This is a genomic window from Sphingomonas sp. M1A8_2b (assembly GCF_053345535.1).
On sequence record NZ_JBKFAH010000004.1, the window covers coordinates 216250 to 240233 of the forward strand.

A 23984-nucleotide genomic window follows, 5' to 3' on the forward strand; every position below is an offset into this window, starting at 1 on the left:
GCGTCTATCCCGTTCCTACATGCCGGTGCCAAAGGCGGACTGGCATCCGGCCGAGAACAGAAGTAGAACTCACCCCATGCTGACCAAGATCTCCGTACGCGGCGCGCGTGAACACAACCTCAAGGATGTCGACATCGACATCCCCCGCGATACGCTGACGGTGATCACCGGGCTCTCCGGGTCAGGCAAGTCCTCACTCGCGTTCGACACGATCTACGCCGAGGGCCAGCGCCGCTACGTCGAGAGCCTCTCCGCCTACGCCCGCCAGTTCCTCGAACTGATGCAGAAGCCCGACGTCGACCATATCGAAGGCCTGTCGCCGGCGATCTCGATCGAGCAGAAGACGACGTCGCGCAACCCGCGCTCGACCGTCGCCACCGTCACCGAGATCTACGACTACATGCGCCTGCTCTGGGCGCGCGTCGGCATCCCGTATTCCCCCGCCACCGGTGAGCCAATCGCCGCGCAGACCGTCAGCCAAATGGTCGACCGCGTCATGGCGCTCCCCGAGGGCACGCGCCTGTACCTGCTCGCCCCCGTCGTCCGCGGCCGCAAGGGCGAGTACCGCAAGGAACTCGCCGAGTGGCAGAAGGCCGGCTTCGCGCGCGTCCGCATCGACGGCACGATCCACGACATCGACGAAGCCCCCGCGCTCGACAAGAAGTACAAGCACGACATCGAAGTCGTCGTCGACCGCCTGGTGGTAGGCGGCGAGATCGCCACGCGCCTCGCAGAGTCGTTTGAAACCGCGCTGAAGCTCGCCGACGGCCTCGCCTATGTCGACCCCGCCGACCCGGTCGAGCCGCACACGCCCAAGTCGGAGATCCTCGGCAACAACGCCCCCGACGGCCGCATCGTGTTCAGCGAAAAGTTCGCCTGCCCGGTCAGCGGCTTCACCATCTCCGAGATCGAGCCGCGCCTGTTCTCGTTCAACGCCCCCCAGGGCGCGTGCCCGGCCTGCGACGGCCTCGGCGAGAAGCTGCTGTTCGACGAAGACCTCGTCGTCCCCAACCACATGCTCAGCATCAAGAAGGGCGCGGTCGTGCCCTGGGCGAAATCCAACCCGCCGTCGCCCTATTACATGCAGGTCCTCGGCAGCCTCGCGCGCGAGTTCAAGTTCGACATCGAGACGCCCTGGTCCGACCTCGCGCCGGAGGTCCAGAGCACCATCCTGCACGGTTCGAAGGGCAAGCCCGTCACGCTCACCTTCATCGACGGCAAGAAGAAATACGACGTCTCGAAGCCGTTCGAGGGCGTCATCGGCAACCTCAACCGCCGCATGCTCCAGACCGACTCCGCCTGGATGCGCGAGGAACTCAGCAAGTACCAGTCCGCCGCCCCTTGCGAAGTCTGCGGCGGTGCGCGCCTGAAGCCCGAAGCGCTCGCGGTCAAGATCGCGATGAAGGACATCTCCTACGCCACGCATCTCTCGGTGGTCGACGCGCTCCAGTTCTTCACCGACATGCCACAGCACCTCGGCGACCAGCAGAACGCGATCGCCGAACGCATCCTGAAAGAGATCGTCGAGCGGCTCGGCTTCCTCAACAATGTCGGCCTCGACTACCTCAACCTCGACCGCACCAGCGGCACGCTAAGCGGCGGCGAAAGCCAGCGCATCCGCCTCGCGTCGCAGATCGGCAGCGGCCTGTCCGGCGTGCTCTACGTCCTCGACGAGCCCTCGATCGGCCTGCACCAGCGCGACAACGACATGCTCCTCAAGACGCTCCGCCGTCTGCGCGATCTCGGCAACACCGTGCTCGTCGTCGAGCATGACGAGGACGCGATCCGCACCGCCGACTACATCATCGACATGGGCCCCGGCGCCGGCGTCCGCGGCGGCCAGGTCGTCGCGCAGGGCACGCTCAAGCAGATCCTCAAGTCGAAGGGCAGCATCACCGCCGACTATCTCAACGGCACGCGCGAGGTGCCGGTCCCAACCACGCGACGGAAAGGCAACGGCAAGAAGCTCACCGTCCACAACGCGGTCGCCAACAACCTGCGCGGCGTCACCGCCAGCCTGCCGCTCGGCACCTTCACCTGCATCACCGGCGTTTCCGGCTCGGGCAAGTCGAGCTTCACGATCGACACGCTCTACGCCGCCGCCGCGCGCGAGCTGAACGGCGCGCGCATCGTCCAGGGCAAGCACGACAAGATCACCGGCCTCCAGTATCTCGACAAGGTCATCGACATCGACCAGTCGCCGATCGGCCGCACCCCGCGCAGCAACCCCGCCACCTACACCGGCAGCTTCACGCAGATCCGCGACTGGTTCGCCGGCCTGCCGGAATCGCAGGCGCGCGGCTACAAGCCCGGCCGCTTCAGCTTCAACGTCAAGGGCGGCCGCTGCGAGGCGTGCCAGGGCGACGGCGTGCTCAAGATCGAGATGCACTTCCTCCCCGACGTCTACGTCACCTGCGACGTCTGCCACGGCGCGCGCTACAATCGCGAGACGCTCGAGGTGAAGTTCAAGGGTCATTCGATCGCCGACGTGCTCGACATGACGGTCGAGGACGCCGCCGAGTTCTTCAAGGCGGTCCCCCCGATCCGCGACAAGATGGCGATGCTGGTCGAGGTCGGTCTGGGCTACGTCAAGGTCGGCCAGCAGGCGACGACGCTCTCGGGCGGCGAAGCGCAACGCGTCAAGCTCGCCAAGGAACTCTCGCGCCGCGCCACCGGCAACACGCTCTACATCCTCGACGAACCCACCACCGGGCTCCACTTCGAGGACGTGCGCAAGTTGCTGGAAGTCCTCCACGCGCTGGTCGAGCAAGGCAACACGGTCGTCGTGATCGAACACAATCTCGACGTCATCAAGACCGCCGACTGGGTCCTCGACCTGGGGCCAGAAGGCGGCGTCAAGGGCGGCGAGATCGTCGCCGAAGGCACGCCGGAGAAGGTAGCAAAGGCCAAGGGCAGCTTTACGGGGAAGTATCTTGCGCCGTTGCTGGAGAAGCGGTGAGCGTCAATGAATTCTACCAGCTAGTGTAAAGCGCCATATCCTGCCTCTTCTCATCAACCAGTATGCTTAATTGCTTAAGTTCTTTGACCAAACCGCTGTGACGATCGTCGATGGGATCATACTCAACAATTTTCAAGTTTCGATTCTTCCTTAAAGATTCTTTGCGGTCTGCATCCATCTCGCCGCCTTTTAAGAAATAATGAGGCGATGACGATGGAAAGCTGAATGCCTGATTCTCGAGAACAAGGTTAACATCTGGATCTGCGTATCCAGCGCCTATGAATAAGAAAGAATGGGTTAAAAGGCATGCATCAAATGCTTGATAAAACGCTGAATAGTTCGTTCGTGCTTTTGCATAATCGTGTTGAGTGAAGATTAGATCCTCGGGAGTGTTGAGGCTTCCGTGGACTTTAACAATGTATCTGCCGTCACCCCTGAGAAACTCCCCAACGTCTCGATCATGATACTGTTTAACAATATGTGATCCACGATGCACGCCTTGGGCGGCGCGTTCGTAAATATCGTCGAAATTTAGAGAGAAGACGATTCGGTTATCTAACCCGATGATTTGTTTGTGTAGGTCGCCCGGTTCATACCCAGGTTGCTGAAATATTTTACGGAGGTAGGGCGTCCACTGCTCATCAAACCGCTTTTTAAGCCATTCGCATGCGTGAAGATAATCTCCCTCACCAATCGCCTTTGAAACGTGCGCAGTATCTTTATCAGGGCAGTCTATAACTGCTTGTAGAAGAAAATTCTTCCAGTCTGGGGGCGTCTTTCCCTTGTCATTAGTAGCATGGCGAGATGCCCCGGACCCTATGATGATCACGGCGCGACGGCGTGCGATATCTTCTACAAGATTAGGTGGCCAATCCACCGATTATATCCGCTTAACAAGTTCATCGGCGACCTCGGCGAATATTTCTTTAGCGTCTTTTACCTTTTGAAAGTGTGCTCCCACAACGCCATCTTTAGCTTGTAATTCGAAGATTGGCTTATGATTGCTTTGAGACATGGGGATAAGGCTGAAAAGGTTTGGCACGGTTCCCATTTCATAAGGTTTCGCGGGCCGCGCGGACGCTGGGAATGAACTATCAATTATCGCATCTATTTGAGATCTAATAGTCTCATAGGCTTGAACTGCTCGCCTTTGGCCGGAGCTATCTCTCTTGGCCATATATTGCTGGGTGACATACCCAAGGAATGCCGCGCGGCCGTATTTAAAATCTGGAATTCTTTTTTTGTCTTTGACATTGGCTAAGCCACGTTCCCAATCGTTCGACCAGTTATGAATCCATTCAGCAATATTTTCGAATGCTTTAAGGGAAAATATGTCGATCGACATCGGGCTGATAAAATAATCGGCGCTTAGTAGAATGGCTCGGTTTAGCGCGCCAAGAGACGGACTTACGTCAAACAAAACTAAATCGTAGTCGGCCAATTGGCCAAGCAGTTCAGAAAATACTAGATTAGTTCGGATACCGCGAACCTCGCCAGCTTTGGCGTCTCCCCAATCACGGGCAAGCAAATCTTCTGTGAGCGCTAATCTAGGGTCGCCCGGTATAACGTCTACCTTAAATGACGGCGATTTGCGAACCTCGATGTCTTTAGAGTACCCTTCGCCAAGCGATAAAGGTTCGATAACGCTGTGGATCGTAAAAGATCCTTTGGGTCCATATATCTTTTCGATTGTGCTATCAGGAAAGAAGTACTGGGTCGCGTTGCATTGGGGGTCTGCATCGACGACGCAAATTTTCAGCTTGTTATAATGTGCAAGGTAGCCTGCTACATTACATAACAGCGTCGTTTTTCCAACGCCGCCCTTGTTATTGAAAAACGCAATTGATTTCATTCGTACGATCCCGGTTGCGCGCCAAGGGGGGGGCGGGCGTGAAGATTGCTGTCGTGATCCTACAGCGATGCCGCTGGAAAGTTGAATGGTAAAAGTTGTGGACGATCAAGTACGGCCTGAATCGCTGTCTCCGTTCTCCACGCTGGGCAACTTTATCCTTAGAGCCCCGTATTGACCTCGCGTGAGGTGGGCCGCCGCCTCGCTTCGCTTCGAGGCCCGTGAGGGGGCGTGGAGGGATGTCGCTCCAAGCGTTTCAGCCCACCTGCCACCACGACAAACCGAGTACTCCGCCAGAGGCGTCCTTACGGTCGGCAGGTGGGCCTACTTCCTGAGAGTCGTGGCCCAGGGACCGGCAGGCTAGGCGCTCGACGGTGTCGGTCAAGGCGAAGCGGATCGGAACCGGACCAACCGCGACCCGTTGGCACACCGAACAAAAGGACATTCCCATGACCAAGCCTCACCCGCACAAGCCCGCCCCGAAACCCAAGCCAAACGCCAAGACGTTCGGCATCAATGCGCTGTCGATCGGGGCCGCGGCGATCGGTCTCGGGGGTGCGTTGCTGGCGGTATTCCTGCGGTCGAAGGCCAACCCCGCCGAGCATGCCGCGCCCGATCTCGCGCTCGACAAGCCCCGCCCGGGTGCGACCGATCGCGCGCCGGAGGCCTTCCGCCCCGATCCCACCGCGGTCCCCACCAAGGCCGAGCGCGAGTCGCTCCGCCCCGCCACCGGCCCGGCCCCGTCGTTCGCCGCGGATCGCGGTTCGACGCTCGGCTGAGGCGCCTCCCTGATCCTCCCCCGCTAGGGGGAGGTGGCTGGCTCTTGCCAGACGGAGGGGGAGGGGGCGATTACGCCTGTTCCGAGTCCTCCCCCTCCGTCACCTGCGGTGCCACCTCCCCCTTGCGGGGGAGGATCGTAGAAGGCCGCTCCTGACGCCGCTCCCTCCCACACCGTCACCCCGGACTGGTTCCGGGGTCCACGGTCCCCCAAACGCGATAGCCGCGGTCGAGCGGAACGGTGGATACCGGGACCCGTCCGGTGGGACGGGAAGGGGACATTGCCTCCCTTGTTCTCCCGCGAACGCGGGAGCCCAGGATCAGGCAGGACAGCGATCGTGGCTCCTTGTTCCCCCGCTGTCGCGGCGGAACGAGCCCGCGGTTGGCCCCGCGGTCGCCAACGCCGACCAGCCCGCGCGCCCCGCCCCAACGAAACCGCTGTCCTACAGACCCCGATCCGGCATATCTGATCGGTCCTCTTCGCACCGTACGAGAGGATCGATCATGGCGAACGCACTGCATCCGGCCCCGTGTCAGCCGCATCCGGCCCCGCATCCGCCCCAGCCCCGCATCGTATATCCACCGGTCCCGGCCGCACCGCGCGCGGTGGCGGGAGAGCGGCCGATCCCCGACACCCTCTGCGACGCCGCCCGCCACGTCCTCGCCTGGCAAGCGCATATCGACGCCGGCCGCATCGGCCACCGCATCCCCGTCTCCCCCGAGATCGCCGCCAACCGCGATCGCTGGACCGCGCTCGCGCGGACGATGCGCCGATGACCGCCCCCACGCCTCCCACTCCCACGCCGCCGGCCCCCACGCCGACCCCGCCGCTCGCGCCCGAACCCGTCGACGACGACGGCCACGATACCCCGGACGCCGCGCGCGCGCGCGACCACGACCCGCGCGCTTTCACCCCGGAGCAACCCGCCCGCTACACCCAGCGCCTCGACGGATGGACCCCGGAGCGCCAGCGCGGCTTCCTCGAACGCATCGCCGAAGGCGCCACCGTCGACGAGGCCAGCGCCAGCGTCGGCCTCACGCCCGGCGTCGCCTACCGCCTGCGCCGCCGTGCGGCGGGCGGCGCGTTCGCGCTCGGCTGGGACGCCGCCAAGCTGGTCGCGCGACCGATCGTCGCCGAGGCGTTGTTCCACCGCGCGATCGCCGGCCAGATCGAGCGCGTGACGAGACCGGACGGCGCGGTGATCGAGCGCCACCGCTACGACAACCGCCTCGCCATGGCGCTGCTCAACCGGCTCGATCGCCACGCCGCCGACAGCGAGACGAGCAACGCCGCCGCGCGGCTGGTCGCCGCCGATTTCGACGCGTTCCTTGACCTGGTCGGGCACGATGCCGGCCCGGCCCGCGCCGGCCTGTTTCTCGGCGGCCTCCTCCTCGGCGAACGGATCCCCGCGGATGGCGCGCCCTCGGATAGCGCCCACCCGGACCGCGAAGCAGAGGCGGCGATGGCGCCGATCCTCGCGCTCGCCCGCGCCGATCTCTGGCTGCGCACCGGGTCGACGCGCGCGGCCGACATCGCCACCGCCGATCTCGATCCCGCCGCGCGCGCCGGCTGGACCGCCGAGCAATGGTCGCGCGCCGAAGCCGCGGGCCTGCTGCGCCTGGCCCCCGAACCCGTCCCCGAACCCACCCCAGAACCCGTCCCCCAAAAGGCCGCCGCAGACATCGCTCCAGCGTCTGCACTTCCTGCACTTCACGCCGCATCCGACACGGCGCCCGCGGTTCGGGACCCGGTCTGGTTCGACGAGGACGCCGATTGCTGGCGCACCGCGTTCCCGCCGCCGCTCGACTTCGACGGCGAGGATGGCGCGCATTTCGGCGACGACGATTACAGCCGCGACTGCTCGCTCGACGAGGCGATCATCCTCGACACGCCGCGCCGCCGCGAAGTCGCCGCGCGCGCGGCGGCGGAGGGCGCGGACCGCGACGCGTGGTTCCTCGGCTATGCGATCGATGTCGGCCTGATCGACGCGGCCGGCGTCGAAACGATCGCCGACACCGATGCCGATCGCGTCACCGGGGTAGCCTGGGCGTGCGATGCGCAGCGCTCGGAGATGCCGGACACGCCGAGCGAACCTTCCGCTTTCGCATGGTGGCGAGCCGCTGAAATACCCGGCGCCGAAATACCCGACACCGAAATACCCGACGAACCGCCCGTCGCGAAACGCCCGGTCGCTGAACCCAAACCGCCGACCGGGCGTTCAATCGCCGTCACACTTCCAGACGACGGAGACCCCCCATGAGCATCTTCAGCAAGATCAAGTCCGCCATCTTCGGCGAGCATGGCCCGCTCGGCAGCGGCCATTTCGGCACGCCCAAGGCCGACGCCGCGCCCGCGCCGCAGACCACGCAGGCCGCACCCGCCCCGCAGACGACCGCGGCACAGCCCGCCCCGACTCCGCAGGCTGCCCCCGCCGCCGCACCGGTCGACGTCGAAGCGGTGTTGTCGGGTATCGCCGCCAAGAGGGGTTCGGATCTCAACTGGCGCACCTCGATCGTCGACCTGATGAAGCTGCTCGATCTCGATTCGAGCCTCGACAACCGCAAGGAACTCGCCACCGAGCTCGGCTATACCGGCGCCAAGGACGGCAGCGCGGAGATGAACATGTGGCTGATCAAGGCGGTCATGCGCGAGCTGGAGAAGAACGGCGGCACCGTGCCCGCCAACCTCAAGGATTGATCTATGATCGGCGCCGGCAACCAAATGTCGGCGCCGAGCATTGCGCATAGACTATCAACCCACTGAAAGGACACGAAATGCGCGTTGCGATGCTGGGCCTGCTGGCCGCCTCCACCCTGGTTGCCGGCTGTGTCGGCGACGGCGGCGGCCGCTACGGCGTCGACCCGCGCTATCGGTCCTACGACTATAACCGGCCGGATCCCGCCTATGGCAGCTACGATGCCGGCCGCTACTACCGCGACGACCGCCGCTATCGCGAGCGCCGCCTGTCGCGCAACGAGCGCATCTATCGCGGTAACGACGGCCGCTATTACTGCCGCCGCAACGACGGCACCACCGGTCTGATCGTCGGCGGAGTCGCGGGCGGCGTGCTCGGCAACGTCATCGCGCCCGGCGGCTCGGGTCTGCTCGGCACGGTCCTCGGTGCGGCGGGCGGTGCGCTCGCGGGGCGTGCGGTCGATCGCTCGAGCAACGAGACGCGCTGCCGCTAAAGGCCTCGACCGGCGCCGAAATATCGGCGCCGGTCGTCCTGAATTGAGGCCGCGCCAGGCCCGGCGCGGGAAAATATTATACGCGCAAATCGACGCAGTGTGTGACCCATTTTGCCGGCAGGATTTGCATTTCCGGCGGTCCTGGCCCATATAGTGCTCAGCTACAGTCGCACATCGACGGTTCTTGGCGCTTTGCGGCACCTTTCTCCTTCTTTCCCTGCTCCGCGGCACGGGTCGCCCGAACGTCGGGTTACTCTCTACTAAGAAGGAGCCGTTATATGGCTATCACCGGAACCGTAAAATTCTTCAACGCCGACAAGGGCTATGGCTTCATCGCGCCGGATGGCGGCGGCAACGATGCCTTCGTGCACATCACCGCGGTTGAGCGCGCCGGCATGCCGACGCTGAACCAGAACCAGCGCGTCACCTACGAGCTCGAGCCCGACAAGCGCGGCAAGCAGTCGGCCGTGAACCTCCAGCCAGCCGATTGATCTCGCTGGCGGATTACGGTCCGCCACCCTGATCTCGGTTGCGATGCGGCGGCGCCTGGGTCACCCCCGGGGTCGCCGCATCACCCCTTTACCAATCATTGCAGGAGCGCATCAGCATGGCAGACAACCCAGAATTTTACCGGGCCCGTGCTGAAGAAGAGCGTCGCAATGGCGATGCCGCGCAGCTCGACAACGTCCGCGATCGCTGCCGCCGCGCCGAAAAGGCCTGGGACGAGATGGCATCGCGCGCCGAACGCACGCAGGTCCTCCGCGCCGCCCGCGAAGCTGCCCCCCCGGGTGGCGAGCGCATGAACATGATGAACGTCATGGTCGCCGCCGAATAGGCGCACCGCTGCGATGCGTCGCGGTCAGACGTAAAAACGAACGAAGCCCGGGTGCCACCAGCACCCGGGCTTCGTCGTATCGTCGTCCCGTAAATCGCGGGTTATTTGAGCGGCTTACCCGAATCCTTCCAGCGGTCGAGGATCTGCGATTCCGGCGGCAGCGTGTCGGTCGCAACCGGCGCAACCTTGGCCGGCGTGGCACCCGGCTGCCCGCTCGCCGCAGCCACTGCGACCGGTGCTGCCGGCGGCGTCACAGCTTTGGCAGCGGCGATTCCCGCCGCGATCATCTCCGGCGTCGGTGGCACGATCGGCGCGAGCGATGTATGCGGACCCGGCACCGGCTCGCCGCCGACATAGCGCTGGTTGAAGGCCGCAGATGTGCCCCAATACCCCTTCCAGCGGTGAAAGAAATGCGCCCCGACCACATCGGTCATCACCAGGCTGCGGTTCCACGCCGGCGTCACCGCATAGGTGTGGTAATGCGTCGCCAGTCCGACCGGGGCATAGACATAGCCCGACAGCGCCATCCCCGCATTCCGTGCCGCGCGCATCCAAGCGGCGCGATCGGGAACGCGGGCCATCGCCCCGTCGCAGGCAAAGCTGAACTGGCAACCAGCATGTTCGGAGCCTTGGTACACCACCCCGCACACCGTTCCGGGAAACGCCGGATGACGCGCACGGTTGAGGATCACCTGGGCAACCGCCTGCTGGCCCGCATCGGGTTCGGACGCGGCTTCGTAATAGATCGCCGCGGTCAGGCACTGCACCGCCCGGCCCCGGTCGATCGCCGAGATGCCGGTCATCGTGAACGGGCGGGCAGGGACCACGCCGGAATCGCTCACCGCGCCGGCCGGAATCGGCAGCACGGGCAGGTCGATCGTCCCGGTCACGCCGGCGGCGGGTGCGGCGGTTTCCAGGCTTCCGGCCGAGGGTGCGGCGATCGGCGAGATCGCAGCCCCGGTCCGGCTGGTCGAGCCGCGCCCGTGGTCGGCCAGCGCCCGCAGCGCGGCCTGAGCGGAAATGCCCGCGCCAATCACGAGCAGGACCGTGACCGCGGCGAGCCAGATGCGGCGCATCAGCCGAAATGTCTGCAACCGAACCCGCAAATTCCTACCTCGCCAACGCCCGCGGTCCGCGGGACGATCGTGCATAGCCGAAAACGCCGCTGCAATCTGTCCCGCATTTCCGCTCGTCCCAACGCGGGACGACATTCATCGTGGCAGGGATTGCTTACCGTAAGGTTGGCGTATCGAGTTTTAACGCTGCTTCCGGAATGACTTCGACGTTCGGATAGGCTTGCCGGAGCGGTTCGATGAACTGTTTGGCGTCGCCGACCACGACGATGCTCGCTGCCTTCGGATCGAGCAGCGCGACTGCCGCCGCCTGCACCGCGGCCGGATCGACTGCCCCGACCGCACCGGTGTAGCGCTGCAATTCGCCGAGCGGCACGCCGTTCTGGACATAGGCGCCGAGAATCCCCGCAACGCCCGAGGTCGTCTCGATATTGCGACCAAAATTGCCGATCAGCACCGCCTTGCGCGTGTCGAGTTCGCTCGGCGGAACGGGCGACGTCCCCATCCGCGTCATTTCGGCGGCGATCAGCGTCACTACCTCGGCCGCGGTCGGGTTCTTGGTCTGCGTCCGCGCGGCGACCGTTCCTTGCGTCTTGCCCGCATCCAGCGCGCTGCCTGCGCCATACGCCAACCCGCGCTTGATTCGGATCTCCTGGTTCAGCCGTGACGAGAAACCGCCGCCGAGCACGGTATTGCCCACCGCGAGCGGATAATAGCGCGGGTCGGCGCGCGCGATGCCGGGCCGAGCGACGACGACGCCCGCTTGCCCAGCCTCAGGCATGTCGACGACGATTACGCGGGGCTTGGGATAGACCACCGCCGCTGCCTTGGGCGCACCCGCGCCTTGCGACGTCCAGCCGCCGAACTGCGCTTCGGCCAGCGCCTTCGCCTTCGCCGCGGTTACGTCGCCGACCATGATCAGCGTCGCCTGCGCAGGCTGGAAGCTTCGCGCATATGCCGCGGTGATATCCGATCGCGCGATGGCCTTCAGCGACAGCGGCGTGCCACCGGTCGGCGCGCCATACGGCGAGCCACCCAGCACCGCGCGGTCCGCGACCAGTCCGGCGACCTGCGCCGGATCCTTCAACGCCAGCGTGACCGCGTCGATCTGCTGCGTCCGTGCGCGCTCGATCTCGTCGGGCGCGAACGCCGGGTTGACGGCGACATCGGCGAGGATCGCCATCGCCGGCGCCAGCTGGTCCGACTTCACGGTCACGTCGACCGACGCGCCATCGCTGCCCGCCGCACTCCCGATCGCGCCGCCCAGACCCTCGACCGCGCGCGCGATCTCGGTCGCCGACCGCGTCTTGGTACCCTTGGTCATCAGCTCTGCCGACAGGCTGCTGACGCCCGCCCGGTTCGCGGGATCGGTCGCCGCACCGCCGGCGGTCACCAGATAGGCGGTGACGATCGGCAACTCATGCCGCTCCACCGTGACCAGCCGCATGCCGTTGGCGAGGCGAACCTCGACCGGCTGCGGGATGGTCGGCGAGACCGGCGCACCCGGTGCGGGCGGCTGGACGCGCTGGCCTTCGGGCGCGGGTGTCACGATCTCGACATTCGCCGGCGCCTTCAGATCGGCGACCTGCACGGTGGGCGCCACCGCGATCGTCTCGGTAACGCCGGTTGCGGGCTTGGCGGCAAGCGGCATGTAGCGGATCGTCGCCGATTGAGCATCGCCCAGATATTTCCGCGCGACCCGCTGGATATCCGCCGCCGTCACCTTGGAGATCGCCGCGAGTTGCTTGTCCGCCGCGGCCGGATCGCCGTCGACCAGCACGGCGGACGCCAGCGTGCTCGCCTTGCCCTCAGCGGTCTCGCGCGACTGGATCGACTGGGTGAGGATCTCGTTCTTCGCCTCGGCCAGCTCGGCAGCGGTCACGGGCGCATCGCGGAACCGCGCGATCTCGCGCTTCAACGCAGCCTCGCCCGCCTCGACGGTCTTTCCGCCCGCGAGGATCGCATAGACGACCATGTTGCCGGTCGCCTGCTTGGTATCGAGGAACGCCTCGGCCGACTGCGCGAGCTGGTCACGGTACACGACGCTCTCGTACAACCGCGAACTTTCGCCCGTTGCCAGCACGGCCTTGAGCACCATCAGCGCGGGAATATCCGCGTCGCGGTCCGGCGGCAGGTGATAGCTGACCAGCACCGCGGGCAGGGGGGTGTTCGGCTCGTACACCGTCCGCGTGACGGCCTTGGTCCGCGGAGGCTCGGCCACGGTCACGCGCGGGATCACCGCGGACGGCTTCTTGATGCCCGCGAAATACTGGTCGATCCAGCGATTCAGCTGTGCCGGATCGAAATTGCCGGAGACTACTAGGATGGCGTTGTCGGGTCGATAATAGGTCGCGTGGAACGCGCGGACGTCGTCGATCCCGGCGGCTTCGAGGTTCTCCAGGCTGCCGATCCCCGGTCGTGCATAGGGGTGAACCTGATAGGCTAGCTCGGGATAATAGATCGAGAACAGCTTGCCATAGGGCTGCGCGAGCGTCCGCTGGCGCAGCTCCTCCTTCACCACGTCGCGCTCCGAGCCGAAGCTCTTGGGCTCGACGACCAGGCTCGCCATCCGGTCGGCTTCCGCGAACAGCAGCCGCTGGAGGTGGTTGGCGGGGATCACCTCGTAATAATTGGTATAGTCGTCGTTGGTCGACGCGTTGTTGTAGCCGCCGACGTCCTCGGTCAGCCGGTCCATCTGCTCCGACACCAGATTGCGCGTCGACTTGAACATGAGGTGTTCGAACATGTGCGCGAACCCGGACTTGCCCTTGGGATCGTCCTTCGAACCGACGTCGTACCAGACCTGGACCGAGACGTTCGGCGTGCCCGTGTCACGGATCGCATACACGCGCAGCCCGTTCGGCAACGCGCGCTCGGTATAGGCGAGCGGCTTGACCGACACTTGCGCAGGGGCTGGTGCGGTCTGCGCCGCCACCGCCACTGGAAGACATGCTGCGGTCAGCAGCAGCGCGGAGCGGAGGAGGCGCATGGAGGTCCTTACTTGTTGCGGTTGGCGAACAACACGGCGCCCGCGATCGCCGCCGAGCCGATGCCGACGCCCAGCCCGATCTTCGCAAGCGGCCAGCTCTTGGCCTTCTCCGCGGCGTTGTGCGCGGCGGCTTCGGCCTGCAGCTTGGCTTCCTTCGCGGCGGCGAGGATTTCGTTCGGCGTGTCGCTGTCGATCTTGATGGTCACTTGGGCTCTCCTTCACTCTTCCGGGCATACACCGCGCGGAAATCATTCGCGAACTGCGTCAGCGTCCCTGCGGCGATCGCCGCCCGCAGGTCTGCCATCAGCGTTTCGTAGAACCAGATGTTATGCTCCGTCATCAGCATTGCGCCAAGCATTTCGCCCGACCGGACGAGGTGATGCAGATACGCCCGGCCCCAGGTCGCGCAGACCGGGCAGGGGCAGGCGGGATCGAGCGGCCCCATATCCTCGGCGAATTTGGCGTTACGGATGTTGATCGGCCCAGTCCGCGTGAACGCCTGGCCGGTCCGCCCGGACCGCGTGGGCATCACGCAATCGAACATGTCGATCCCGCGCTCCACCGCGCCGACGATGTCGTCGGGCTTGCCGACCCCCATCAGATAGCGCGGCTTGTCGACCGGCAACTGGTCCGGTGCGAAGTCGAGACAGCCGAACATCGCCTCCTGGCCCTCACCAACCGCGAGCCCGCCAACCGCATAGCCGTCGAAGCCGATATCGATCAGCGCATCGGCCGACGACTTCCGGAAGCCCTCGTTCAACGCGCCCTGCTGGATCCCGAAGATCGCGTTGTTTTCGGCATGCGCTTCGCCCGCATCGAACGCCGCGCGCGACCGCTTCGCCCAGCGCATCGATCGCTCCATCGCGGCGGCCTGCACCTCGCGCGTCGAGGTCGTCGGCACCAGTTCGTCGAACGCCATGACGATGTTCGAGCCGAGCAGCCGCTGGATCTCGATCGATCGCTCCGGGCTCAACAGATGCCGCGTGCCGTCGAGGTGCGACTTGAACGACACGCCCTCCTCGGACCGCTTGGTCAGGTCGGCGAGGCTCATCACCTGATAGCCGCCGGAGTCGGTCAGGATCGGCTTCGACCAGCCCGAAAACGCGTGCAGCCCGCCCAGCCGCGCGACCCGTTCCGCGCCCGGCCGCAACATCAGATGATAGGTGTTGCCGAGGATGATGTCGGCACCAGCCCCGACCACGTCGGCGGGCTTCATGCCCTTGACCGTGGCCGCGGTGCCGACCGGCATGAACGCCGGCGTGCGGATGTCGCCGCGCTGCATCGCGATGACGCCGGTGCGCGCCTTGCCGTCGGTCGCGGAAATGGTGAAGTCGAAGCGGGGACGAGTCATATCAACGTTTCTTGCGCAGGCCGTAGCGATCGCCAGCCGGCGCGCCGCGGATGGTGATGAGTTCGGCGCGGGTCAGCACATTGTCCTTGTCGCGGTCGAACCGCGCGAAGAACTGCGCGAACCGCGCCTGGAGTTCGGCCAGCGTGATCCGGTTGTCGCCGTCGCGGTCGACTTCGAACGGGCTCGGCAACGCGTTGCGATCGCCGAGCCACGCCTGCGCCCAGTCGGCAAACGCGATATAGCCGATCGACCCCGACGCAGCGCCCTCGGCGGTCGCATAGCTCCGCGCCACTCCCGCGGTCAGCTCGGCCTGCGTCACCCGCCCGTCGCCGTTCGCATCGCACGCGGCGATGAACAGCGCGGCGGGCTCGGCGAAGATCGTCGCGGGCGGCTGTGGCGCGCCGGCGGGCGGCGGCGCGGCGGTAATGGCCTGGAGCAAGGCGAAAGCGAGCAACATGCCACCTGTCATGGCAGCAGAAGCGAGGCGTCGCCATAGCTGTAGAAACGATACTTCGCCGCGATCGCATGGGCGTACGCCGCCTGCATCCGCTCCCGCCCCATCAGCGCCGACACCAGCATGAACAAGGTCGAGCGCGGCAGATGGAAATTGGTCATCAAGCCATCAATCCCGCGAAATCGGTATCCCGGGGTGATGAAGATCGCGGTATCGCCGTCGAACGGGCGGATCACGTCATCCTCGCCGGTCGCGCTCTCGATCAGCCGCAGCGACGTCGTCCCGACCGCGATCACCCGGCCACCGTTCGCGCGCACCGCGTTCAGCCGATCAGCGGTGGCGGCATCGATCCGGCCCCATTCGGCGTGCATCCGGTGCTCGGTCGTATCGGTCGCCTTGACCGGCAGGAACGTCCCGGCGCCGACATGCAGCGTCAGCGTCGCATGACCGATCCCGGCTGCGTCGAGAGCGGCCATCAGCTTCGGCGTGAAATGCAGCGCGGCGGTGGGCGCGGCGACCGCGCCCGGCTCGGACGCGAACATCGTCTGGTAATCGTCCGCATCGCGCTCGTCGGTCGGGCGCTTGCCGGCGATATACGGGGGCAGGGGCATGTGGCCCGCACGCTCCAGCAGCAGTTCGACCGGCTCGTCGCCCGCGAACACCAGCGCATAACTGCCGTCGTCCTCGCGATCGACCGCCGCCGCGCTGACGCCGTTGCCGAAATCGATCACGTCGCCGTCGTGTAGCCGCCGCGCGTTGCGGATAAACGCGCGCCACCGCCGCGGCCCCTCGCGCTTGTGCAACGTCGCCCCGATCTTCGCGTCGCCGCGGCGCCCGTCGAGCTGCGCGGGAATGACCCGCGTATCGTTGAAGACGAGCATGTCGCCGCGCCGCAGCAGCGACGGGAGGTCCGAAACGCCCGCGTCCCGGGTCGCATCACCTTCGAGCACCAGCATCCGGGCGGCATCGCGCGGCGCCGCGGGGCGGAGCGCGATGTTGTCGGTCGGCAGGTCGAAGTCGAAAAGGTCGACGTTCAACGCAGGATCACTTCTTTGCTGGGGTCTTCTTCACGGGCGCCTTGCGGCCGGCGGGAGCAAGCTTCGGCGCTGCGGCGTTCGGGCCGGTCGCGGTATCCGGCAACGTCACCGGCGCTCCAAGCGCGGGCGCAGGCGGTCCGGCGACATACGCGGGGGGATTGTCCGCGGCGATATAGGCATGGACGATCCGCGTCGGGTTCGCGGGCGGCTCGCCACGCTCGATCGCATCGACATACTGCATCCCGTCGAGCACGCGACCGAACACGGTGTATTTCTTGTCGAGGCTGAGCCGCGGCTGGAAGACGATGAAGAACTGGCTGTTCGCGCTGTCCTCCTTGTCCGACCGCGCCGCCGACACCGCGCCGCGAACGTGCGGCAGGTAATTGAACTCGGCCTTCAGGTCAGGGAGCGTCGAGCCGCCGGTGCCGTCGCCCTTGGGATCGCCGCCCTGCGCCATAAAGCCGTCGATCACGCGGTGGAACGCGAGGCCGTCATAGAAATGCTGACGGGTGAGCGTCTTGATCCGCTCGACCATCAGCGGGGCGACATCGGGCCGTAGCCAGATCGTTACGCGGCCACCGGTCGACAAATCGAGCAGCCACAGGTTCTGCGTGTCGGTCGTGAGCGGCGGAGTCGCCCGCGCGGCCGTCACGACGACATCCTTCTTCTGCGCAGCCACCGCGGGCATCGCAACGAGGCACCCGAGCAACGCGAACATACCGGCGAAAAAGCGCATCAAATTCCCACTCGTAAGACACCCGGCGCAACCAGGCTGCCGCCACTTAGAGCAAATCCCGGCTTGCGCCAATCTGAACGTTCGGGAGACGTCGCAGGCCGGGCGTTCGCTAGCCTCGTACTCCGTCATCCTGACGAAAGTCAGGATGACGGAGGGCCCTCAGCTTCCCTTGCGGCCAATCTTCTCGACGCGGGCGACCACCTCGACCCGCACCGCCTCGGGCACGAACTTGGCGATGTCTCCGCCGAACAGCGCGATCTCCTTGACCAGCCGGCTCGCGATCGGCTGCAACGCGACGTCGGCCATCAGGAACACCGTCTCGACGCGCGGATTGATCTGCTGGTTCATCCCCGCCATCTGATATTCGTATTCAAAATCGGCGACCGCGCGTAAGCCGCGGACGATCACTTTCGCCCCCTGACGCTCGGCGAAGTCCATCAGCAGCGAATCGAATTCGACGACCTGGATGTCGCCGCCGATGCTCGCCACTTCGCGGCGGACCGTTGCCATCCGTTCCTCGATCGTGAACATCGGCGACTTCGAGGGGTTGGTCGTCACCCCGATCACGAGCCGATCGACGAGCTTCGCGCCGCGCCGGATGATGTCCATATGACCCAGGGTCACAGGATCGAACGTGCCGGGATAAACGCCGATGCGGGGTGTCATTGCGCTCTCCTAGCGGTCGCGGTCGAGCACGAAGCGGGCGATATCCCGCAACAGGTCGGCTTCCTTGCCATAGCTATGGAGATGCGCGATCGCCTGGTCGACCAGCATCCGCGCCTGTTCGCGCGCGCGCTCCGGCCCGAGCAGCGACAGAAACGTCTCCTTGCCCGCGACCTCGTCCTTGCGCAACGACTTGCCAACCACCGCCTCGTCACCTTCGGCATCGAGCAGATCGTCGGCGATCTGGAAGGCGAGCCCTAGGTCATGCGCATAGCCGCGCAGCCCGACACGCCCCTCCGGCGGCAACCGCCCCAGGATAGCGCCGGCCTCGACCGACGCCGAGATCAGCGCGCCGGTCTTCATCTGCTGGAGCCGCGTGACGGTATTGAGATCGAAGCGCGTACTCTCGGCCTCGATATCCATCTTCTGCCCGCCCGCCATGCCATTGGGGCCGGCGGCGCGCGCGAGGTCCTGGACCAGCTCGATGCGGACGAAAGGATCGGCATGCGTCGCCGGGTCCGCCAGGATCTCGAACGCCAGCGCATGCAGGCAATCGCCCGCCAGGATCGCGGTCGCCTCGTCGAACACCTTGTGCACGGTCGGCTTGCCGCGCCGCATGTCGTCATTGTCCATCGACGGCAGGTCGTCATGGATCAGCGAATAGACGTGGATCGCTTCGATCGCCGTCGCCGCGCGGGCCGAGCATTCGCGCGCCACGTCGAACAGATTGGCGGTCGCGAACACCAGCAACGGCCGCAGTCGCTTGCCGCCGCCGATCGCCGCATGCCGCATCGCCCGGTACAGGTCGCCGCGCGGATCGTCGGGGATCGTCAGCAGCTGGTCGAACTGCCGATCGATCTCGGCGGCCACCTCGGCGAGCGCGTCGTTCAACGCGGTGGACGGCGGCGGGGCGGACATCGCGGTCACCGGTTCAGCCCGCCGCGAACGGGCGGACGCCGGCGGGTTTGCCCTCGCCGTCGAGCCGGATCGCCTCGATCCGCGCCTGCGCCGCGTCCAGCCGGTCGGCGCAACGCTGGCGCAACTTGTTGCCGCGCTCGTACAACTCGATCGCCTGCTGAAGCGGCGTGTCGCCACTTTCCAGCTTCCCGACGATAAGCTCGAGTTCCTTCAATGCATCCTCGAACGCGAGGTCTTCGATCGGCGTGTCCATGCCCGTCGCTATGGCGCAGGCACCGGACGAGGGTCAAGGCGACGCGTCGCGATCAGCGCAACCCGTGGACGGTCCATGTGTAGAGGATCGAGACGCCGACCAGCCCGAAATCGACCGCGGCCTGCATCCGGTGCGGCGCGGGATCGCGCGCGTCGTGCGTGATCAGCCGGATATCGGCGGTCGGGTGACGCGCGACCAGCAGCACCGTCGCCACGCCGGCCGCGATCAAGATCCCTCTGCGACTGCGCATCGTTTCGTCCCCCCCAGAGCCAGGATCATGCCGCACCGCGCGCGTATCGGCAAGCCGTCGGGCAGGCGGCTCAGGCGGCGCGCAACAACGTCGCGTCGCGCGATCGGTCGCGGCCCGCAGCCTTCGCATCGAACAACGCCCGGTCGGCACTGCGATACAGCGCGGTCCAGTCGGTTTCGTTGGCGATCGGCCCGGTACAGCGGCCGATGCTGGCGGTCACGGCGATGTCGTGCGGCATCCGCTGGCTGCGCAACGCCGTCAGGACTGCGTCGGGCGGGACCGGGTCCGCCGCATCGATCAGGATCGCGAACTCCTCGCCGCCGATCCGCGCGACCAGGGCGTCATGCGGCACCGCGCTCCGCAACGCCCGCGCGGTCCGGCGCAATACCTCGTCGCCGCCATCATGGCCGATCGCCTGGTTGACGGTCTTGAAATGGTCGATGTCGGCGATCAGCAACGTCTGATCGCCGGTGCGTGCGGTCGCGCGCGACAGGAACGCGCGGCGATTGAGCAACCCGGTCAGCGGATCGGTATCCGCCAGCACCCGCGCCGCGATCTCCTGCTCGCGCGCCGCATCGCGATCGAGGCTGAGCAACCGGATCCGGTACGCGATCGCCACGCTCGACAGCATCGCCTCCAGCATCATCGATACAATGGTCGAATGATCGAGCCAGAAGCTCCACGCGATCAGGCCCATCGAACTCGCGATCCGCATGCCCGCGAACACGATCGGCGCACCCCAGGCGAGCGCGAACATCCACAAATAATTGCTGCGCACCCGCCACGCCCGGTACAGGATCGCCGGGATCAGCATCATCAGCGGGACATAGGCCAGCGACAACAGGCGATCGAGTGCATGCAGATGCGACGGTGCGATCAGGACATAGCTGACGCTCGTCGCGGCGATGGTCGCCATGACGACGCTGGTCGCCGATCCCAGCCAGCCGGCGAACACGCGCCGCTCGAAGAACACGCGCGCGAACGCCAGCACCGCGACCGCGGACGCCGACAGCAGGACGACGTTGATCCGCAGCCGATCGTTGTTGTCGAGCGACGGCATAACCTGCCCGAGCGCGCCCGACGACGAGAACGCATAGGCCGCCAGACAGAACAGCATCAGGCAATAGACCGGCTGGAATGCCTGGCGCAGCGCACCCCATAACGCGAGATTGTAGATCATCAGCGCGAGCACGATCCCGCCGAACGCGGCATAGATTGCCGCCATCAATGTTTCGCTCGTATTGGCCTCGCTCTGCGTGGCCACCGACGCGCCGAGCAAGACCCCGCGAAGATTGCCGGCGCCCTCGACATGCCACAACAGCCGGGCCGGAGGTGCGTCGTGGCGGGGGAGTGCGATCGACAGCGTGGCGCCGAGCTTGAGATGCGGACCGACCGTGCTGCTGGTGAACCCGCTGCGCCGGATCGCGCCGTCGGCGTAGAGCACGAACAGCGTCAGTCGGTTCTGCCACACGCTCGCGCTCCGTGCGCCCAGGTCCGGGATGCGGGCGATATCGCCCGGAAGAGGTTGCGACAGCACCCAGAAGTCGCCGCTGCCGAACCGCGATTGCGGCGCGGTGCAGTCGAACTGCGCGGGGTTCGCGAACAGCGCCTTGGCGGTCATTCCCGGTTTGGCGGGGAGGATGCAGACTGCCAGCGGGTGGCCGGCGGCATGCGACGGCGCCGGGCAGGCAAGCCCGGTAACCAGCGCGATGAGGCCCAGCAGCCAACCGATGCGAACGCGCTGTATCATGTCTCCGCAATAAAAGGAGGTTCGCCAATGAATCGTAAAGACCCTCCTTACAATAATCCGGCCACGCCGTGGGGCGCAGCCGGATCTTGCAGTTATAAACCCTTGCCGACGTTGTAACCTTGCCGATTTTTGACCTGGTCGATTTCACAAACACGTCGACGGAATAATTAGTCCGCGTCGACCGGTTCCACCTTGCCCTTCTTCTTCGGCTTCTTCGGCGCAGCAGGCTCGATCGCGAACGACAGCGCGCCGTCCTTCATCTTCACCGTCACCTCACCGCCATGGACCAGCTTGCCGAACAGCAGTTCCTCGGCGAGCGGCTGCTTGATCTTCTCCTGGATCAGGCGACCCATCGGCCGTGCGCCGTACAGCTTGTCATAGCCCTTGGTCGTCAGCCACGCCTTCGACTCGTCGTCGAGGACGATATGCACGCCGCGGTCCGCCAGCTGGAGTTCGAGCTGGAGGATGAACTTGTCCACCACCCGCGCGACCACTTCGGTCGGCAGGTACCCGAACGGCACCACCGCATCGAGACGGTTGCGGAATTCCGGCGTGAACATCTTCGTCACGGCCACCTCGTCCTCGCCCTCGCGCGACAAATTGCCGAAGCCGACCGTCTCGCGCGCCATGTCGCTGGCGCCCGCATTGGTCGTCATGATCAGGATGACGTTGCGGAAATCGACCGACTTGCCGTGCTGGTCGGTCAGCCGCCCGTTATCCATCACCTGCAACAGGATGTTGAACAGGTCAGGATGCGCCTTCTCGATCTCGTCGAGCAGAAGCACGCAGTGCGGGTTCTGATCGATCGCGTCGGTCAGCAGGCCGCCCTGGTCGAACCCGACATAGCCCGGGGGCGCACCGATCAGGCGGCTGACCGAATGCCGCTCCATATATTCGGACATGTCGAACCGCTGGAGCGGAATGCCCAGGATCGTCGACAACTGCTTGGCGACCTCGGTCTTGCCGACGCCCGTAGGCCCGGTGAACAGGTAGTTGCCGATCGGCTTCTCGGGCTCACGCAGACCCGCCCGCGCCAGCTTGATCGCCGACGCCAGCTTCTCGATCGCCGCATTCTGACCGAATACCACCCGCTTCAGATCGGTCTCGAGCGTGGCGAGTGCCAGCTTGTCATCGGTCGACACCGACTTCGGCGGGATCCGCGCCATCGTCGCGATGACCATCTCGATCTCCTTGGGGGTGATCGTCTTCTTGCGCTTGTTGGGTGCCACCAGCATCTGCATCGCGCCGACCTCGTCGATCACGTCGATCGCCTTGTCCGGCAGCTTGCGGTCGTTGATGTACCGCGCCGACAGCTCGACCGCCGACTTGATCGCATCGGGCGTGTACTTGACGTTGTGATGCTCCTCGAACGCCGAGCGCAAGCCAGCGAGGATCTTGATGGTATCCTCGATCGTCGGCTCGTTCACGTCGATCTTCTGGAAGCGCCGCAGTAGTGCGCGGTCCTTCTCGAAGTGGTTGCGGAACTCCTTGTACGTCGTCGAACCGATGCACCGGATCGTCCCGCCGCTGAGCGCAGGCTTCAGCAGGTTCGACGCATCCATCGCCCCGCCACTCGTCGCGCCCGCGCCGATCACCGTGTGGATCTCGTCGATGAACAGCACGGCGTCGGGCAGCTTCTCGAGCTCGTTGACGACCGCCTTCAAGCGCTCCTCGAAGTCGCCACGATACCGCGTGCCCGCCAGCAATGCGCCCATGTCGAGCGAATAGATGATCGCCGGCAACAGCACGTCGGGCACGTCGCCCTCGACGATCTTCCGCGCCAGGCCTTCCGCGATCGCGGTCTTGCCGACGCCGGGATCACCGACATAGAGCGGGTTGTTCTTCGACCGGCGGCACAGGATCTGGATCGTGCGATCCACCTCCGGGCCGCGTCCGATCAGCGGATCGACCTTGCCGGCCTTCGCCTTCTCGTTGAGATCAACGGTGAATTGCTTGAGTGCGCTTTCCGTCTTCTTCTCCTGTCCCTTGGTCGGCTTCTCGTCGTCGGCACCCTTGGGAGTCGAGGCCTCGGTCGCCTGCTGGCCACCCTTGCCGACACCGTGGCTGATGAAGCTGACCGCATCGAGGCGGCTCATGTCCTGCTGCTGCAGGAAATAAACGGCATAGCTCTCGCGCTCGCTGAACAAGGCGACGAGCACGTTGGCACCGGTCACTTCATCGCGGCCCGAGGACTGAACGTGCAGGATCGCGCGCTGGACGACGCGCTGGAACCCGCTGGTGGGGGAGGGGTCGGTCGCCGCATCGACCTTCAGCGCATCGAGTTCGCTGTCGAGGTAATGCGAGACGGTATTTTTCAGTTCACCGATATCGACATTGCACGCGGTCATGACCTTCGACGCATGTTCGTCGTCGATCAGCGCGAGCAGCAGATGCTCCAGCGTCGCATATTCGTGGCGCCGGGACGATGCCGCCTCGAGCGCCTTGTGCAGCGTGGTCTCGAGGGCGGGTGCAAATGATGGCATTTACAATACTCCTGTCGGGCCGCGAGACCGCAAGCCCTTTGCCACTATGTCGGAACTGATATCGGTCGCATCAAGCACTTGAACCCGGCCCCGTCCGTTCCTGCGCTGCCTAAATGCGACGCTTTTGGAGGCGGGCAGCGCGATCACCGCCTGAAGAGGTCGTCGGCGATGGCCCGGTGACTGACCGCGCGGTCCTTCTTGACCTGGCATCTGGCGATCTCGCCCTGCAGCACGGTTATGCGTGCATCGAGCTCGGCGACCGACAACGGATCGAGGTCCTGTCGCACGAGCGCGTCGAGCAGATCGTCGGGACGGGAGGGGGTGTCTTCCAGGTCCATAATTTCTGTAACGTTGACCCGCACCGGAGTGATGTCAATAAGGCGCGAAGTTCAAAAGGGACGTGACGAGCAGATGACCG

At 65.4% G+C, this 23984-nt stretch carries 24 protein-coding genes; 8 read left to right on the top strand and 16 right to left on the bottom strand.

The features are described 5' to 3' along the window. Positions 1–76 precede the first annotated feature (76 nt). The gene (uvrA, locus tag ACLBWL_RS16155; protein WP_447794766.1) at positions 77–2959 is read left to right on the top strand and encodes an excinuclease ABC subunit UvrA; all 2883 of its coding nucleotides are present in this window, start codon (positions 77–79) and stop codon (positions 2957–2959) included. Positions 2960–2972: 13 nt separating this feature from the next. Here the strand turns inward: uvrA and ACLBWL_RS16160 are convergent, their stop codons facing one another. Continuing rightward, positions 2973–3836 (bottom strand): SIR2 family NAD-dependent protein deacylase, encoded by an 864-nt coding sequence (locus tag ACLBWL_RS16160; RefSeq protein ID WP_447794768.1) that lies wholly within the window; start codon positions 3834–3836, stop codon positions 2973–2975. 3 nt (positions 3837–3839) lie between these two features. Next, positions 3840–4811, bottom strand: coding sequence for a ParA family protein (locus ACLBWL_RS16165; RefSeq protein WP_447794769.1), 972 nt, complete (start codon positions 4809–4811; stop codon positions 3840–3842). Between the two features lie 446 nt (positions 4812–5257). Here ACLBWL_RS16165 and ACLBWL_RS16170 point away from each other — a divergent pair, with 446 nt between their 5' ends. The 7 genes from ACLBWL_RS16170 to ACLBWL_RS16200 all read left to right on the top strand — a co-directional run bounded on the left by ACLBWL_RS16170 (position 5258) and on the right by ACLBWL_RS16200 (position 9609). Then, on the top strand, positions 5258–5587 hold the full coding sequence (locus tag ACLBWL_RS16170) for a hypothetical protein (RefSeq protein WP_447794771.1): 330 nt from the start codon (positions 5258–5260) through the stop codon (positions 5585–5587). Positions 5588–6089: 502 nt separating this feature from the next. Then, complete coding sequence (locus tag ACLBWL_RS16175) at positions 6090–6362, top strand: hypothetical protein (RefSeq protein WP_447794772.1); 273 nt, start codon at positions 6090–6092, stop codon at positions 6360–6362. Then, on the top strand, positions 6359–7846 hold the full coding sequence (locus tag ACLBWL_RS16180; protein WP_447794773.1) for a hypothetical protein: 1488 nt from the start codon (positions 6359–6361) through the stop codon (positions 7844–7846). Before ACLBWL_RS16175 ends, ACLBWL_RS16180 begins: the two co-directional genes overlap by 4 nt. Then, a complete protein-coding gene (locus ACLBWL_RS16185; RefSeq protein ID WP_447794774.1) occupies positions 7843–8283 on the top strand; it encodes a DUF3597 domain-containing protein in 441 nt (146 codons plus the stop codon). Before ACLBWL_RS16180 ends, ACLBWL_RS16185 begins: the two co-directional genes overlap by 4 nt. 77 nt (positions 8284–8360) lie before the next feature. Continuing rightward, complete coding sequence (locus tag ACLBWL_RS16190) at positions 8361–8774, top strand: glycine zipper 2TM domain-containing protein (protein ID WP_447794775.1); 414 nt, start codon at positions 8361–8363, stop codon at positions 8772–8774. Positions 8775–9052: 278 nt separating this feature from the next. Then, positions 9053–9265, top strand: coding sequence for a cold-shock protein (locus ACLBWL_RS16195; protein WP_031394996.1), 213 nt, complete (start codon positions 9053–9055; stop codon positions 9263–9265). 116 nt (positions 9266–9381) lie between these two features. Continuing rightward, positions 9382–9609, top strand: coding sequence for a hypothetical protein (locus ACLBWL_RS16200; protein ID WP_447794776.1), 228 nt, complete (start codon positions 9382–9384; stop codon positions 9607–9609). 101 nt (positions 9610–9710) lie between these two features. Here ACLBWL_RS16200 and ACLBWL_RS16205 read toward each other — a convergent pair whose 3' ends face one another. From ACLBWL_RS16205 to ACLBWL_RS16270, 14 genes are all read right to left on the bottom strand, one after another. Further along, positions 9711–10685, bottom strand: a complete 975-nt coding sequence (locus tag ACLBWL_RS16205; protein ID WP_447794777.1) for a cell wall hydrolase — start codon at positions 10683–10685, stop codon at positions 9711–9713. A gap of 154 nt (positions 10686–10839) precedes the next feature. Continuing rightward, positions 10840–13671, bottom strand: coding sequence for a M16 family metallopeptidase (locus tag ACLBWL_RS16210; protein ID WP_447794779.1), 2832 nt, complete (start codon positions 13669–13671; stop codon positions 10840–10842). An 8-nt stretch (positions 13672–13679) separates the two neighbouring features. Continuing rightward, a complete protein-coding gene (locus ACLBWL_RS16215) occupies positions 13680–13877 on the bottom strand; it encodes a hypothetical protein (RefSeq protein WP_197978314.1) in 198 nt (65 codons plus the stop codon). Beyond that, entirely contained in the window at positions 13874–15022 is a 1149-nt protein-coding gene (gene tgt, locus ACLBWL_RS16220; protein WP_447794781.1) for a tRNA guanosine(34) transglycosylase Tgt, read from the bottom strand. Before tgt ends, ACLBWL_RS16215 begins: the two co-directional genes overlap by 4 nt. A gap of 1 nt (position 15023) precedes the next feature. Continuing rightward, positions 15024–15479 (bottom strand): EF-hand domain-containing protein, encoded by a 456-nt coding sequence (locus ACLBWL_RS16225; protein ID WP_447794783.1) that lies wholly within the window; start codon positions 15477–15479, stop codon positions 15024–15026. Between the two features lie 8 nt (positions 15480–15487). Continuing rightward, entirely contained in the window at positions 15488–16513 is a 1026-nt protein-coding gene (gene queA / locus ACLBWL_RS16230; RefSeq protein ID WP_447794785.1) for a tRNA preQ1(34) S-adenosylmethionine ribosyltransferase-isomerase QueA, read from the bottom strand. A 7-nt stretch (positions 16514–16520) separates the two neighbouring features. Then, positions 16521–17249 carry a peptidylprolyl isomerase gene (locus ACLBWL_RS16235; RefSeq protein ID WP_447794787.1) on the bottom strand — a complete coding sequence of 243 codons (729 nt, stop codon included), beginning with the start codon at positions 17247–17249 and terminating at the stop codon, positions 16521–16523. A 159-nt stretch (positions 17250–17408) separates the two neighbouring features. Next, entirely contained in the window at positions 17409–17915 is a 507-nt protein-coding gene (coaD, locus tag ACLBWL_RS16240) for a pantetheine-phosphate adenylyltransferase (RefSeq protein WP_447794789.1), read from the bottom strand. A gap of 9 nt (positions 17916–17924) precedes the next feature. Beyond that, positions 17925–18830, bottom strand: coding sequence for a polyprenyl synthetase family protein (locus ACLBWL_RS16245; protein ID WP_447795045.1), 906 nt, complete (start codon positions 18828–18830; stop codon positions 17925–17927). A 13-nt stretch (positions 18831–18843) separates the two neighbouring features. After that, positions 18844–19083 carry an exodeoxyribonuclease VII small subunit gene (locus ACLBWL_RS16250; RefSeq protein WP_128454318.1) on the bottom strand — a complete coding sequence of 80 codons (240 nt, stop codon included), beginning with the start codon at positions 19081–19083 and terminating at the stop codon, positions 18844–18846. 52 nt (positions 19084–19135) lie between these two features. After that, positions 19136–19333, bottom strand: a complete 198-nt coding sequence (locus tag ACLBWL_RS16255; protein ID WP_447794791.1) for a hypothetical protein — start codon at positions 19331–19333, stop codon at positions 19136–19138. A gap of 70 nt (positions 19334–19403) precedes the next feature. After that, entirely contained in the window at positions 19404–21083 is a 1680-nt protein-coding gene (locus tag ACLBWL_RS16260; RefSeq protein ID WP_447794793.1) for a diguanylate cyclase domain-containing protein, read from the bottom strand. Positions 21084–21250: 167 nt separating this feature from the next. Then, positions 21251–23566 carry an ATP-dependent Clp protease ATP-binding subunit ClpA gene (gene clpA / locus ACLBWL_RS16265; RefSeq protein ID WP_447794795.1) on the bottom strand — a complete coding sequence of 772 codons (2316 nt, stop codon included), beginning with the start codon at positions 23564–23566 and terminating at the stop codon, positions 21251–21253. Between the two features lie 143 nt (positions 23567–23709). Continuing rightward, positions 23710–23904 (bottom strand): DUF1192 domain-containing protein, encoded by a 195-nt coding sequence (locus tag ACLBWL_RS16270; RefSeq protein ID WP_447794796.1) that lies wholly within the window; start codon positions 23902–23904, stop codon positions 23710–23712. Positions 23905–23984: the final 80 nt, after the last annotated feature.

Bases quoted from the DNA above. Each gene is read 5' to 3' on its own strand.
- uvrA (WP_447794766.1), top strand. From the start codon at position 77: ATGCTGACCAAGATCTCCGTACGCGGCGCGCGTGAACACAACCTCAAG.
- ACLBWL_RS16165 (WP_447794769.1), bottom strand. From the start codon at position 4,811: ATGAAATCAATTGCGTTTTTCAATAACAAGGGCGGCGTTGGAAAAACG.
- ACLBWL_RS16170 (WP_447794771.1), top strand. From the start codon at position 5,258: ATGACCAAGCCTCACCCGCACAAGCCCGCCCCGAAACCCAAGCCAAAC.
- ACLBWL_RS16175 (WP_447794772.1), top strand. From the start codon at position 6,090: ATGGCGAACGCACTGCATCCGGCCCCGTGTCAGCCGCATCCGGCCCCG.
- ACLBWL_RS16180 (WP_447794773.1), top strand. From the start codon at position 6,359: ATGACCGCCCCCACGCCTCCCACTCCCACGCCGCCGGCCCCCACGCCG.
- ACLBWL_RS16185 (WP_447794774.1), top strand. From the start codon at position 7,843: ATGAGCATCTTCAGCAAGATCAAGTCCGCCATCTTCGGCGAGCATGGC.
- ACLBWL_RS16190 (WP_447794775.1), top strand. From the start codon at position 8,361: ATGCGCGTTGCGATGCTGGGCCTGCTGGCCGCCTCCACCCTGGTTGCC.
- ACLBWL_RS16195 (WP_031394996.1), top strand. From the start codon at position 9,053: ATGGCTATCACCGGAACCGTAAAATTCTTCAACGCCGACAAGGGCTAT.
- ACLBWL_RS16200 (WP_447794776.1), top strand. From the start codon at position 9,382: ATGGCAGACAACCCAGAATTTTACCGGGCCCGTGCTGAAGAAGAGCGT.
- ACLBWL_RS16205 (WP_447794777.1), bottom strand. From the start codon at position 10,685: ATGCGCCGCATCTGGCTCGCCGCGGTCACGGTCCTGCTCGTGATTGGC.
- ACLBWL_RS16210 (WP_447794779.1), bottom strand. From the start codon at position 13,671: ATGCGCCTCCTCCGCTCCGCGCTGCTGCTGACCGCAGCATGTCTTCCA.
- tgt (WP_447794781.1), bottom strand. From the start codon at position 15,022: ATGACTCGTCCCCGCTTCGACTTCACCATTTCCGCGACCGACGGCAAG.
- ACLBWL_RS16225 (WP_447794783.1), bottom strand. From the start codon at position 15,479: ATGTTGCTCGCTTTCGCCTTGCTCCAGGCCATTACCGCCGCGCCGCCG.
- ACLBWL_RS16235 (WP_447794787.1), bottom strand. From the start codon at position 17,249: ATGCGCTTTTTCGCCGGTATGTTCGCGTTGCTCGGGTGCCTCGTTGCG.
- coaD (WP_447794789.1), bottom strand. From the start codon at position 17,915: ATGACACCCCGCATCGGCGTTTATCCCGGCACGTTCGATCCTGTGACC.
- ACLBWL_RS16245 (WP_447795045.1), bottom strand. From the start codon at position 18,830: ATGTCCGCCCCGCCGCCGTCCACCGCGTTGAACGACGCGCTCGCCGAG.
- ACLBWL_RS16250 (WP_128454318.1), bottom strand. From the start codon at position 19,083: ATGGACACGCCGATCGAAGACCTCGCGTTCGAGGATGCATTGAAGGAA.
- ACLBWL_RS16255 (WP_447794791.1), bottom strand. From the start codon at position 19,333: ATGCGCAGTCGCAGAGGGATCTTGATCGCGGCCGGCGTGGCGACGGTG.
- ACLBWL_RS16260 (WP_447794793.1), bottom strand. From the start codon at position 21,083: ATGATACAGCGCGTTCGCATCGGTTGGCTGCTGGGCCTCATCGCGCTG.
- clpA (WP_447794795.1), bottom strand. From the start codon at position 23,566: ATGCCATCATTTGCACCCGCCCTCGAGACCACGCTGCACAAGGCGCTC.
- ACLBWL_RS16270 (WP_447794796.1), bottom strand. From the start codon at position 23,904: ATGGACCTGGAAGACACCCCCTCCCGTCCCGACGATCTGCTCGACGCG.